Source organism: Paraburkholderia phenazinium, from assembly GCF_900100735.1.
In the GTDB taxonomy this organism is placed as follows: Bacteria; Pseudomonadota; Gammaproteobacteria; order Burkholderiales; family Burkholderiaceae; genus Paraburkholderia; species Paraburkholderia phenazinia.
Genome location: NZ_FNCJ01000011.1, coordinates 182,475 through 195,244, shown reverse-complemented (window position 1 = coordinate 195,244; position 12,770 = coordinate 182,475). Strand labels below are relative to the sequence as shown.

The following is a 12,770-nucleotide window of genomic DNA, read 5'->3' as shown; positions in this document are numbered from 1 at the left end:
ACGCAAGTGAGCCAACCATGATCTCTAAATCTATTTTCAAGGCGTATGACATTCGCGGCGTGATCGGCAAGACACTCGACGCCGATACCGCTCGTCTGATCGGCCGCGCGTTCGGCAGTGAAGTGCGTGCGCAAGGCGGCGACGCCGTCGTGGTGGCCCGTGACGGCCGCCTGTCGGGTCCCGAACTGGTCGCAGCGCTGTCGGACGGCCTGCGCTCGGCGGGCGTCGATGTGGTCAATGTCGGCATGGTGCCGACGCCGGTCGGCTACTTTGCAGCGAGCGTGCCGCTGCAGTTGGCAGGCGGCGAGCGCCGCGTCGACTCGTGCATCGTCGTGACGGGCAGCCACAACCCGCCGGACTACAACGGCTTCAAGATGGTGCTGCGCGGTGCGGCCATCTACGGCGAGCAGATCCTCGGGCTGCATCAGCGCATCGTCGACGATAACTTCGCAAGCGGCAGCGGCAGCTACACCGACTACGACATCGCCGATGCTTACCTCGAGCGCATCGTCAGCGACATCAAGCTGGCTCGTCCGCTGAAGATCGTCGTGGATACGGGCAACGGCGTCGCCGGGGGGCTCGCACCGAAGCTATTCAAGAAGCTCGGCTGCGAACTGGTTGAACTGTTCACGGAAATCGACGGCAACTTCCCGAATCACCACCCGGACCCGGCTCACCCGGAAAACCTCCAGGACGTGATCAAGGCGCTGAAGGAAACCGACGCTGAAATCGGTTTCGCGTTCGACGGCGACGGCGATCGTCTGGGCGTGGTCACCAAGGACGGCCAGATCATCTATCCGGACCGTCAGTTGATGCTGTTCGCCGAGGAAGTGCTGTCGCGCAACAAGGGCGCGCAGATCATCTATGACGTCAAGTGCACGCGCAATCTGGCGAAATGGGTGAAGGACAAGGGCGGCGAGCCGCTGATGTGGAAGACCGGCCACTCGCTGGTGAAGGCCAAGCTGCGCGAAACCGGCGCCCCGCTGGCCGGCGAAATGAGCGGCCACGTGTTCTTCAAGGACCGCTGGTACGGCTTCGACGACGGCCTGTACACGGGGGCGCGTCTGCTGGAAATCCTCGCCCGCGTGGCCGATCCGAGCGCGCTGCTGAACTCGCTGCCCAATTCGCATTCCACGCCGGAGCTGCAACTGAAGCTCGAAGAAGGCGAAAACTTCGAACTGATCGCGCGTCTGCAAAAGAGCGCCCAGTTCACCGGCGCGGATGACGTCGTGAAGATCGACGGCCTGCGCGTCGAGTACCCGGACGGCTTCGGTCTGGCGCGTTCGTCGAACACCACGCCGGTCGTCGTGATGCGTTTCGAGGCGGATAACGACGCCGCGCTGACCCGCATTCAGGAAGACTTCCGCCGCGTGATTCTGGCGGAGAAGCCGGACGCCAAACTGCCGTTCTAACCGCTGCAAGGGCGGTGGCATGCATGGCCCGCCTGACGGCCGCCATGCGCGCCGGGTAGGATCGCCGCCAGACGCGGCGCGGTGCTTTTCTTGCCGCGCCGCGTTTTTTCATGTTTTTTGCACGCGGCAAGCTAAAATTGCCGTCCTTTCAACGCATCTTATGGCCGGATTGCCGGCGTTCCACTCTTGAGCGTGCAAAAGATACTGATCGTGCGGGTGTCGTCGCTGGGCGACGTCGTTCACAACATGCCGGTGATCGCGGACATTCGCCGCCGCCATCCCGATGCGCAGATCGACTGGCTCGTCGAAGAGAGCTTCATGGGGCTCGTGCAGCTTGTGGGCGGCGTGCGCCGGGCTATCCCCGTCTCGCTGCGGCGCTGGCGCAAGCGTCTGCTGTCGCTCGAGAACTGGCGCGAAATCGGCGCCTTCCGCCGCGCGCTCGCCGCCGAGAAGTACGATCTGGTGATCGACTGCCAGGGGCTGATCAAGACCGCATGGGTGGCCAGCATGGCGCGCGGGCCGGTGGTTGGCCTTGCCAACCGCACCGACGGCGCCGGCTTCGAATGGCCGGTGCGCTTCTTCTACGACAAGCGTGTGCCGATCGAGCCGCGTACCCATGTGGTGGAACGCACGCGCCAGCTCGTCGCCGCCGCGCTGAACGACCCGAAGCCCGAACCCACCGATGAGATCGATTTTGGCCTCGATACCGGCCGCGCCGCGCTGGCTCTGTCCGAGGCGAATCTGAACCTGCCGGTGCCGTACGTGGTGTTCGTGCATGCCACCTCGCGCGCCGACAAGCAATGGCCGGATGCCGCGTGGATCGAGCTGGGCCAGTCGCTGGTGCGGCGCGGCGCCTCGATCGTGCTGCCGTGGGGCAGCGACGCGGAACGCGTCACGAGCGAGCGGCTCGCCAAGGAATTCGGGGCGGCCGCGATCGTGCCGCCGCGGCTGTCGCTGCCGGCGGTGGTCGGCCTGATCGACGGCGCAGCGGCCACGGTCGGGGTTGACACAGGTCTAGTTCATATTGCGGCCGCGCTGAAGCGGCCTACGGTCGAGTTGTACAATTTCGCGACCGCCTGGCGCACTGGCGGCTACTGGTCGCCGAATGTGGTCAATCTCGGCACCGCTGGCCAGCCGCCGACGCTGCAGCAGGTGAAGTCCGCGCTGGCCGGGTTCGGGCTGCTATAGCGCCCGGCCTTACGCTCCATCCGCTTTTCAAGGGCGACCATGAACGAAACCCAGATCATCGAAGTTGCAAGCGCTGACTGGCACGGACACAACCTGTCTGTGCCGCGCGAAACGCTGCTGGCCGGCGTCGAACGCGGCAAGGTGCTGTATTTCCCGAATTTGCGTTTTGCGATCGAAGGCGGCGAACAAGCGCTGCTCGACCCGGCGCTGGCCGATCCGAACCGCAAGAACATCAGTCTCGAACCGAACGGTGGCGCACTGCATGGCGTGGTGGGCGACGCCGTGACGCAATCGGCGGTGCGCGCCTTGATCGCACGTTACCAGGCCAATGCGCGCTCGCTGGTGGATGGCCTGTTTCCCGAGTACGACGGCAAGCTGCGCGTGGCGCCGACGAGCCTGCGGCTGCATCAGGTGGAAACCCGCCAGACCTCGTGGCGCAAGGACGATAGCCGCCTGCACGTCGATGCCTTCCCGTCGCGGCCGAACTACGGCGAGCGGATCTTGCGCGTGTTCACCAACATCAACCCGAACGGCGCGCCGCGCGTGTGGCGGGTGGGCGAGCCGTTCGAGGAGATGGCCAAACGCTTCCTGCCGGGTATCAAGCCGCAGATGCCCGGTTCCGCATGGCTGATGAACCTGCTGCACGTGACCAAGTCGCCGCGCAGCGAATACGACCATCTGATGCTGAATCTGCACGACGGCATGAAGGCCGATCTCGAGTACCAGAAGTCGAGCCCGCAGGAGACCATGCCGTTTCCGCCGGGCTGCGTGTGGGTGTGTTTCTCCGATCAGACCTCGCACGCCGTGATGTCCGGGCAGTTCATGATGGAGCAGACCTTCTTCCTGCCGGTCAAGGCGATGGCGCAGCCCGAGTGCGCGCCGCTTGGCATTCTCGAACGCCTCAAGGGCAGGGCGCTGGTTTGAACGCCACGAGTGTTGCGCGAGGCCGCGCCGATTTCAACAATATTGCGGACGTGAGCGCGGAGCGTGGATGTTAAGGGCAATCTATAACGCGCTCTGGTGGATCATCGCGCCGGTGGCGGTGCTGCGTTTGCTGATCCGCTCGCGTAAGGAGCGCGGTTATCGCGAGCATATCGGCGAGCGCTTCGGCTACACGCGCGGCAGGCTGCCGGAGGACGATGCTCCGTTGATCTGGGTGCATGCGGTGTCGGTGGGCGAGACCCGCGCGGCGCAACCGCTGATCGAGGCGTTGATGAAAGCGCGGCCCGATGCGCGCATTCTGCTGACGCATATGACGCCGAGCGGGCGCGCTACCAGCGAGCAGATTTTCGGCGACCGCGTTTTGCGAAGCTACGTGCCGTATGACATGCCGCATCTGGTGCGGCGCTTTTTGCGCGCGTGGCGGCCGTCGCTTGGGTTGGTGATGGAAACCGAAGTGTGGCCGACGCTGATCGAGGAATGCCGGCGCGCCGATGTGCCGCTGGTGCTGACCAATGCGCGGATGTCGGCGCGCTCGTTCAAGCGGGCCGCGAAGTTCGGCAAGGGCACGCGCGAGGTGTTCGGTGGCTTTGCGCGAGTGCTGGCGCAGAGCCCGTCGGATGCGGAGCGTTTGACGGCGCTCGGCGCACGTAACGTCGCGGTGCTAGGGAATCTGAAGTTCGATATGAGCACGCCGCCTGAACTGGCGGCGCGTGGTCATGCCTGGCGTGCCGCGATCGGCATGCGGCCGGTGTGGGTGGCGGCGAGTACGCGCGAGGGCGAAGAGGAACTGGTGCTGCAGGCGTTTGCGGCGCTGGGTGTCGAGGATGCTTTGCTGATTCTGGTGCCGCGTCATCCGCAGCGCTTTAACGAAGTGGCGGCGCTGGTTGAGAGAACGGGGCTGCGGTGTGAGCGTCGGTCGACGTGGGCGCCGGGTGCGGCGGGGGCATCGGCGCAGAGTGCGGCGCGTGCGTTGCCGGCCAATGTGACCGTTTTGCTTGGTGACTCGATGGGTGAGCTAGGTGCTTACTATGCGGCGTCGGATCTGGCGTTTATCGGCGGCAGCTTGCTGCCGCTGGGTGGGCAGAATCTGATTGAAGCGTGTGCGGTGGGTGTGCCGGTGCTGATCGGGCCGCATGTGTTCAATTTCACGCAGGCTACGGCGGATGCGGTGGCGGCGGGTGCGGCGGTGCAGGTGCAGGATCCGGCGGATCTGGCGCGAGCGCTGCGTGAGTTGTTTAGCGATAAGGCGCGGCGCACGGCGATGAGTGGCGCGGCTTCAGCGTTTGCGGCGCGCCATCGCGGGGCGACGGCGCGGACGGTGGATGTTTTGATGGCGTTGTTGCCGGAGTGACCCTTGGCTGGGTTTGGATTGTCGGGCCGTTTTGTGCGGCGATAAATCGTATATCCTGCGAACAAAGGGTATTGACGCTCACCTTCACGCGCTACCCAACGCTTTCTAAATGATCTACCTATGACGCTCTTCACCGACCTCGGCTTCCAATGGGACCGCGCGGCGATTCCACAAGATCTGCCGACCCATTCGCTCAAACGTGTTTGCTTCCGCTTCCATCGGATGTTGCCGGAATTCGTGTGGGATGCGAGCGTACTCGAAGGCAATCCGTTCACGTTTCCTGAAGTCAAAACGCTTTTGGACGGCGTGACTGTCGGTGGCAGGAAGATTTCGGATCAGGAGCAGATCCTGAACCTCGCGGACAGTTCGAAGTATCTACTTTCGCTGGTTCAGCGAGAGAGGTTCGCGCTCGACAAGGCGACGTTCTGCGATCTGCACCGCATCGTCGCTCGCAACGAAGCGCTCGAATGGGGCGTGTTTCGTGGCGAAGGCGAAGAGACCCACTACACACCGGATGTGGCATTAGGGGAGAGGGGACGCTATACGCCGTTACCTACTGTTGCAGGCGCGCCCGAGTTGAATCGCGTTTTTGCAGCAGGCACGCGTGCACTCACCGAGCAGGTCGACAATCCCTTCGAGCGCGGTTGCGCCTTCTTTCTCTTTGGCGCATTGCAGCAGTTCTTCTTCGACGGCAACAACCGCACGTCGCGCTTCATGATGAACGGCGTGCTGATGTCGAACGGCATTGATGCGATCAGCGTGCCGGCTCAGCGCGCTGGCGACTTCAACGAGAAGATGGTGGGTTTCTATACTTCGAAGGATGCGACCGAGATGATGGCATTCCTTGTGGAATGCCATCCGGAGACTTGACGAGGCGCGCTATGCGTTATCGCCCGCGTTGGCACGTCAAACCGTCAGCAAACCCTTCTTCTCGATAAACGAGATCACCTCAGCCAAACCGTCGAGTGCCTTCAGATTGCACATCACGAACGGCCGCTCGCCGCGCATCTTCTTCGCGTCCGAAGCCATCACATCGAGATTCGCACCGACCATCGGCGCGAGGTCCGTCTTGTTGATCACCAGCAGATCCGACTTCGTGATACCCGGACCGCCCTTGCGCGGAATCTTCTCTCCACCTGCCACGTCGATCACATAGATCGTCAGGTCCGACAGTTCCGGGCTGAAGGTCGCCGCCAGGTTGTCGCCGCCCGATTCGATGAACACGATGTCCGCATCGGGAAAGCGCGTCAGCATGCGGTCGACGGCTTCCAGATTGATCGACGCGTCTTCACGGATCGCGGTGTGCGGGCAGCCGCCCGTTTCCACGCCCATGATCCGTTCCGCCGGTAGCGCGCCTGCCACCGTCAGCAGACGCTGGTCTTCTTTGGTGTAGATGTCGTTGGTGATCGCGACGAGGTCGTAGCGGTCACGCATCGCCTTGCAGAGCATTTCGAGCAGCGTAGTCTTGCCGGAGCCGACCGGGCCGCCAACGCCCACGCGCAGCGGCGGCAGTTTCTTGGTGCGATGAGCGGTGTGGTGCTGAAGTGCGTTCATGATCGATCTTTTCTAAGAGCGGAAGAGCCGCGAATACTGCGACTCGTGACGCGCCGACAAAATGCCGAGTTGCGGCGCGAAGGTGTTGATGTCGTCTGGCGCGGTGGCGAGCGCGCGTTGGACGGCGGCGTCGATGGGCCCACGCAACGCGACGATGATGCGTTGTCCTGCGAGTTGCCCAAGCGGGACGGCTTTCAAAGCGGCTGCTGCCTGGTTTTCAACCCAACTGAACGCGTAAGCGGCGAGTGCGGCGTCTGCAGGGACGTCGTGGGCGAAGGAGGCGTAGGCGAACGCAGTGGGTTGTGCCAGAGGCGTCATTGCCGCGAGCGTGGCGCGGCGATCGGCGTCGCCCCATTCGAGCGAAACGCACAATTGCCGCAACGACCAGCCCATCTGTTCGGTTTCGCGGCGCAGTTCCGCGGATTCACGGCTCGCGAGGAATTCGCTATTGGCGAGTGCGAGGCCCGCTGCGTCATGCGCGTGCCAGCGTTCGATCTGATGTGCGAGGAACGGTAGCTCGCCGAGCGCGAGCACGTTGGTGAGGCCGCTGGCGATCCAGTCGCGTGCGCTGTCGGCGTCGGTAATCAGGTGTGCTTCGATAGCCGCTTCCAGACCCTGCGAATAGCTGAACGCGCCGATCGGTAACGCCGGCGACGCGAGATGAAGCAGTGCCGTGAGTTCAGCGATGCGCATGTTTCGAGTGATCGTGGTCGCAGGACGCGTCGCAGTCGCTGTGGTCGTGCTCGTGGCTATGGTCGTGCCCATGGTCGTGTTCGTGGTCATGCGCGTGACTATGGCCTTCGTGCTCATGGTCATGTCCATGGCTATGATCATGCCCATGATGCTCGCCATAAACCTGCTGCGCGAGCGCATAGTCTTCAGCAAACGTCTCGTCATGCCCGTGCTTATGTCCACCGCCATAAGCCCCAGACTCCGGCTGAAACGGCAACGTCACCTGCTCGACCATCGCCCCGATCCGCTTGAGCATATCCGCGAGCACCGGATCGTATTCGAGCTTCAGATAATCCGCGCCCACTTCAACCGGCGTATGCCGATTGCCAAGGTGATAGGCCGCCCGCGTAAGCGTCAACCTATCCCGCGCGGTAACCATCAGCACCGCTTCGGCCGCCGCGACCACGCGCACCAGCCCACCGTCCTGCGCCACCAGCACATCGCCGTCGCGCAACACCGTGCCGCGCGGCAACACCAGCGCCACCTCTTCACCGTTGTCGAGCGTCGCCGCCAGACGGCTCTTGCGGCGCGCGTCGAAGTCGAGGGTGAGCGTCGGCGCGCGCTTGACCAGCACGGCAGCGAGCTTGACGTTGGGAGCGATCAGTTTGTCGATGGTGCGCATGGCTTAGAACAGGAAGTAACGTTGCGCCATCGGCAGCACGGTGGCCGGCTCGCAGGTCAGCAACTGGCCGTCCGCGATCACTTGATAGGTTTCCGGATCGACGCTGATCGCCGGACGCCAGGCGTTGTGAATCATGTCGGCCTTGCTGATGTTGCGGCAGTTCTTCACCGGCACGATCCGCTTGGTCAAACCGTAGCGCTCCGCGATACCTGCATCGGCGCTCATCTGCGACACAAAGGTCAGTGAGGTCCGTGCCAAAGCGCCGCCACGCGTGGCGAACATATCGCGGTAGTGCACCGGCTGCGGCGTCGGAATAGAGGCATTCGGATCGCCCATCTGCGCCATCGCGATCATGCCGCCCTTGAGAATCAGCGACGGCTTGATGCCGAAAAACGCCGGCTCCCAGAACACCAGATCGGCCCACTTGCCCGGTTCGATCGAGCCGACTTCGTGCGCGATGCCGTGCGTGATGGCCGGATTGATCGTGTACTTGGCGACATAGCGCTTGGCGCGGAAGTTATCGGCGCGCGCATTGTCTTCCGGCAGCGCACCGCGTTGCACCTTCATCTTGTGCGCGGTCTGCCACGTGCGGATGATCACTTCGCCCACGCGGCCCATGGCCTGCGAATCGGAGGAGAGCATCGACAGCGCACCGAGGTCATGCAGGATATCTTCGGCCGCGATGGTCTCGCGACGGATGCGAGACTCGGCAAACGCGATGTCCTCTGCAATCGACGGATCCAGGTGGTGGCACACCATCAGCATGTCGAGGTGCTCTTCGAGCGTATTGATGGTGTACGGCCGGGTCGGATTGGTCGACGACGGCAGCACGTTCGCCTCGCCGCAAACCTTGATGATGTCCGGTGCGTGGCCGCCGCCCGCGCCTTCGGTGTGATATGTGTGGATCGTGCGGCCCTTGAACGCAGCAACCGTCGCTTCGACGAAGCCGGCTTCGTTCAGCGTATCGGTGTGGATCGCGACCTGGGTGTCGGTGTCGTCGGCAACGGAAAGACAGTTATCGATTGCCGCAGGTGTCGAACCCCAGTCCTCATGCAGCTTGAGGCCGATTGCGCCCGCGGCGATCTGCTCGGTCGCCGGCTCAGGCAAGCTCACGTTGCCCTTGCCGAGAAAGCCGAGATTCATCGGATAGCCATCGGCGGCTTGCAGCATCCGTTCGAGATGCCACGGTCCGGGCGTACAGGTGGTGGCATTGGTGCCGGTGGCCGGACCGGTGCCGCCGCCGATCATCGTCGTCACGCCGCTCGCGAGCGCTTCGTCGATCTGTTGCGGGCTGATGAAGTGAATGTGCGTATCGATGCCGCCCGCCGTCACGATCAGCCCTTCACCGGCAATGACTTCGGTGGCCGCGCCAATAGGAATCGTCACGCCCGGCTGGATGTCCGGATTGCCAGCTTTGCCGATCGCCGCAATGCGGCCGTTCTTGATGCCGATATCGGCCTTGACGATGCCCCAGTGATCGAGGATCACCGCGTTGGTGACAACCGTATCGACCACCTCGGCCGCGACGCGCTGCGACTGGCCCATGCCGTCGCGGATCACCTTGCCGCCGCCGAACTTCACTTCTTCGCCGTAGGTGGTGTAGTCGCGTTCGATTTCGATCAGCAATTCGGTGTCGGCGAGTCGCACGCGATCGCCGGTCGTGGGGCCGAACATTTCCGCGTATGCGCGGCGGCCAATACGTAATGTCATGGTGTGAAGTCCGGAAAGTGACGGGGCGGGTGCGTGCAGCGCTCGATGCGGGGGCTAATGCCGCCGGCTCACAGCGGACCCATGACCTTGCTGTTGAAGCCGTAGACGACGCGCTGGCCCGCCAGTTCGACCAGCTCGACAGTGCGTTCCTGGCCTGGCTCGAAGCGCACGGCGGTGCCCGCGGCAATGTTCAGCCGAAAGCCGCGCGCCGCCTCACGGTCGAACGACAGCGCCGGATTCACTTCGTAGAAATGGTAGTGCGAGCCGATTTGCACCGGACGGTCGCCGGTGTTCGACACGGTGACTGTGACCGTTGCGCGGCCCGCGTTGAGTTCGTGCTCGCCGTCGTCGGTGAGAAGTTCGCCGGGAATCATCAGGAGCTCCGAAGGCAGGGTCAGGGAATCGGATGGTGGACGGTCACGAGTTTCGTGCCGTCGGGAAAGGTGGCTTCTACCTGAATGTCCGGAATCATTTCAGGTATGCCTTCCATCACGTCGTCACGAGTGAGCAGCGTGGTGCCGTAGTGCATGACTTCGGCAACCGTCTTGCCGTCGCGTGCCGCTTCCATTAGCGCTGCCGAAATGAACGCGATTGCTTCCGGGTAGTTCAGTTTCAGACCGCGCGCGCGACGGCGCTCGGCCAGCAGCGCAGCGGTGAAGATCAGCAGCTTGTCCTTCTCGCGGGGTGTCAGCTTCATCGGAGGTCTGGTTGGGTTGCGCCTGCCCAGCGGGACAGGCGCGCAATGCAATCGGGGGCGGGCATCATCAGGTTCGCGCAAGGACTGCCCGATGAGCCGCGACAAGCTTAACGCCAGATCAGCTTACAAAGATATGTGGCCAAATTGACGAGTCGATTACAGATGAGCCGGCAAGGGCGCGCCAAACCACTTCTTCGACATCGCGTTGAGCGTGCCGTCGGCCTTCGCTTGGGCGATAGCGCCGTTGACCTTCGCCATCAGCCGGCTTTCATTCTTGTTCATGCCGACGAAGCATGGTGAATCCTTTATAACGAACTTAGGTTCTGGGCGGCGTGGCGGATTCTTTGCATTGATGGCGGCGGCGACGATATTGCCCGCGGCGATCAGTTGCACCTGGCCGGAGAGGAACGCGGCAATGGTGGCGTTGTTGTCTTCGAAGCGCTTGATGGTGGCGTTCGGCGCCATCTGTGTGAGGGCGATTTCTTCGAGCGCGCCACGTGTGGCGCCGACTGTCACACCGGTGAGATCGGCGGGGCTGTTCACCTTGATGTCGGCGGGGCCGAATACGCCTTGATAGTAGGGGGCGTAGGCATTCGAGAAGTCGATCACCTTTTCGCGGTCAGGCGTTTTGCCGAGCGAGGAGATCACCAGATCCACTTTATTTGTCTGCAGGTAGGGGATGCGGTTCGCGCTGTTCACCGGTATCAGTTGCAACTTGACGTTCAGTGATTTGGCTAGCAGCGCGGCGGTGTCGATGTCGTAGCCTTGTGGTTGCATGTCGGGGCCGACCGAGCCGAATGGGGGATAGTCTTCCGGGACTGCTACTTTCAATACACCGGCTTTGGTGATGTTGTCGAGTGCGTCGGCTTGTGCAACGGGGGCGGTCAGTGCTAGCACTGGAGAGATCAATAAGGCGGCAAGCCAGGCGCGGCGCGTGTGGCGAATGAGCGGTCGAGTCATGGTCGTGAGCGGTGGTGAGCGAAGCGGTTGGCCATCGTCTGGTGCGGTGGCATCGTGGTGCTTTGGCTAGCAAGCTATGTGCCATGCTGGTGCAGTGGGCCTGCGCGGCGCGCTTAGGGTGGCTGTGCACCGTTGTGGGGCGGGGGTGTGCGCTGGTTTGGGGATTGAGGAGCGTTTCTTTTTTTGCCTGCGGCGCTTGGCGGGGTTCTTGCGGTGGTGGCCTTTCCTTGGTTTGTTATCGGTTTGTTCGTGTTTGTTTTTGGCTGTTTGCCTTACGGCGTTGGCCTTTCCTTGCATTCTTATCGGTCTATTAGCTTCGCCCCTGTGCGGGGCGGCACTTACTTTCTTTGCCGCCGCAAAGAAAGTAAGCAAAGAAAGCGGGCTCACACCGCCAGCGAGTAGTGAGCCATCTCGGTCTGCCATCGGGAACGGCCCAAGACGAGACCTGCCCTCGCATATTTACACCCAGTGACACAGGGCTCATTCATCCCGCGCGCGCACTTCGTGCGCCTCGGTACGGTTCATCACAGGGTTCTTGTGCGCGCCTACCTCGCATCGGCAGTATCGCAAATGTACGCTGACCGTGCTGTGCTGTGCTGTGCTGTGCTGTGCTGTGCTGTGCTGTGCTGTGCCGACCGCTCCGGGATTGTGGTCCCGGAGCGGTTGGCACGGTCGGCGTGCGTTTATTTGTTTCTTAGGTCGTCCAGATTCGCAGCGGCACTGCTTCGACGCCATGCACGACCGGACGCAATTGCAGCCAGCATTGCGTCAGCGCGCGTTGCAGTGACTCCATCGAACGCGCCACCGCCCGCACCAGCACCACCCCTGGCGTGACGCACGTGGCGGCCGCTCGCAGGGTGTCGTTGAACGGGAGGTCGGCGCTCAGCGTTTCGGCGAGCGTATCGTCGCAAGCGGGGCCGACCGCCCATAAGGTGCCGTAGGCGGGGAAGCTGGCGAGACCCTGGGGGGCGTCGCGCAGCGGATCGGTGGCGTCGAGGTTGGCGCGTTCGAGCCATAGCAATTGCCCGTCCGGACCGACGATCCGCGAGACTGCGCGGAGCGACCCGGCGGTCCAGCGTTCGCCCGCTGCCTGGCGGCCGATCTGGGTGGCATCCCAGCCAAGCGCGGTGGCTCCCTCGGCCATCGAGAGCGTGAACTCGAGCGTGGCGTTGGCGTGATCGAAGACGATGTTGTTCTGCGGCAGCCAGTCAAGCTTCGCATGCGCGCCGACGCGGACGTTGACTTGCTGCAGCGCGGCGCGTCCGTTCGACTTGTACCACTTGGTCGCGCCGGGTGTGGTCAGCACGGCGTGCGTCGCGGGATCGAGCGCCACGTCGATATGAAGCTGGTCGCCGCCCGCGATGCCCCCCGGCGGGTGCACGATTACCGCATGACAGATGGTCTGGCCTTCGGGGTAAAGCGGGCGTTGTACGCGCAGGGGGCCGTCGTGCAGGCGATGCGCAAGCGTCGTGCGTGCCCCGTGCTTCGCGAAGCCGAGTTCGAGCCTGGCGCGCCACTGGGCATGCGCAGCAGACTGCGCCGTGGCGAGTGTGACGTGGTTTTCATGAAGCGACATGCGAGTGTACGTAGTCGGGTGTGCGT

General features: G+C 63.2%; 13 protein-coding genes. 5 read left to right on the top strand and 8 right to left on the bottom strand.

The window, feature by feature from the left end:
* The first annotated feature begins 17 nt into the window (after positions 1-17).
* The 5 genes from BLQ92_RS23750 (at position 18) to BLQ92_RS23730 (ending at position 5,763) form a co-directional block, all read left to right on the top strand.
* The gene (locus tag BLQ92_RS23750; protein ID WP_090687073.1) at positions 18-1,412 is read left to right on the top strand and encodes a phosphomannomutase/phosphoglucomutase; all 1,395 of its coding nucleotides are present in this window, start codon (positions 18-20) and stop codon (positions 1,410-1,412) included.
* 186 nt (positions 1,413-1,598) lie between these two features.
* Complete coding sequence (gene waaC / locus BLQ92_RS23745) at positions 1,599-2,600, top strand: lipopolysaccharide heptosyltransferase I (protein ID WP_090687071.1); 1,002 nt, start codon at positions 1,599-1,601, stop codon at positions 2,598-2,600.
* 39 nt (positions 2,601-2,639) lie between these two features.
* Positions 2,640-3,524 (top strand): Kdo hydroxylase KdoO, encoded by an 885-nt coding sequence (kdoO, locus tag BLQ92_RS23740; protein ID WP_090687069.1) that lies wholly within the window; start codon positions 2,640-2,642, stop codon positions 3,522-3,524.
* A 67-nt stretch (positions 3,525-3,591) separates the two neighbouring features.
* A complete protein-coding gene (gene waaA / locus BLQ92_RS23735; RefSeq protein ID WP_090687067.1) occupies positions 3,592-4,893 on the top strand; it encodes a lipid IV(A) 3-deoxy-D-manno-octulosonic acid transferase in 1,302 nt (433 codons plus the stop codon).
* Positions 4,894-5,013: 120 nt separating this feature from the next.
* Positions 5,014-5,763, top strand: coding sequence for a Fic family protein (locus BLQ92_RS23730; protein WP_090687064.1), 750 nt, complete (start codon positions 5,014-5,016; stop codon positions 5,761-5,763).
* A gap of 36 nt (positions 5,764-5,799) precedes the next feature.
* On the opposite strand, the gene ureG is transcribed toward BLQ92_RS23730, so the two are convergent.
* The 8 genes from ureG to BLQ92_RS23685 form a co-directional block, all read right to left on the bottom strand.
* Positions 5,800-6,447 (bottom strand): urease accessory protein UreG, encoded by a 648-nt coding sequence (ureG, locus tag BLQ92_RS23725; protein ID WP_090687062.1) that lies wholly within the window; start codon positions 6,445-6,447, stop codon positions 5,800-5,802.
* Positions 6,448-6,459: 12 nt separating this feature from the next.
* Positions 6,460-7,140: an urease accessory protein UreF gene (locus BLQ92_RS23720; RefSeq protein ID WP_090687060.1), complete on the bottom strand. Its 681-nt coding sequence runs from the start codon at positions 7,138-7,140 to the stop codon at positions 6,460-6,462.
* On the bottom strand, positions 7,127-7,801 hold the full coding sequence (gene ureE / locus BLQ92_RS23715; RefSeq protein WP_090687058.1) for an urease accessory protein UreE: 675 nt from the start codon (positions 7,799-7,801) through the stop codon (positions 7,127-7,129). The genes BLQ92_RS23720 and ureE overlap by 14 nt, the downstream gene beginning before the upstream one ends.
* A 3-nt stretch (positions 7,802-7,804) precedes the next feature.
* Positions 7,805-9,511: an urease subunit alpha gene (ureC, locus tag BLQ92_RS23710; RefSeq protein ID WP_090687056.1), complete on the bottom strand. Its 1,707-nt coding sequence runs from the start codon at positions 9,509-9,511 to the stop codon at positions 7,805-7,807.
* A gap of 68 nt (positions 9,512-9,579) precedes the next feature.
* Entirely contained in the window at positions 9,580-9,885 is a 306-nt protein-coding gene (locus BLQ92_RS23705; protein WP_090687054.1) for an urease subunit beta, read from the bottom strand.
* A gap of 20 nt (positions 9,886-9,905) precedes the next feature.
* Positions 9,906-10,208 (bottom strand): urease subunit gamma, encoded by a 303-nt coding sequence (ureA, locus tag BLQ92_RS23700; RefSeq protein WP_090687052.1) that lies wholly within the window; start codon positions 10,206-10,208, stop codon positions 9,906-9,908.
* Between the two features lie 156 nt (positions 10,209-10,364).
* Positions 10,365-11,168 (bottom strand): transporter substrate-binding domain-containing protein, encoded by an 804-nt coding sequence (locus BLQ92_RS23695; protein WP_090687050.1) that lies wholly within the window; start codon positions 11,166-11,168, stop codon positions 10,365-10,367.
* A 694-nt stretch (positions 11,169-11,862) separates the two neighbouring features.
* Entirely contained in the window at positions 11,863-12,744 is an 882-nt protein-coding gene (locus tag BLQ92_RS23685; RefSeq protein ID WP_090687046.1) for an urease accessory protein UreD, read from the bottom strand.
* Positions 12,745-12,770: the final 26 nt, after the last annotated feature.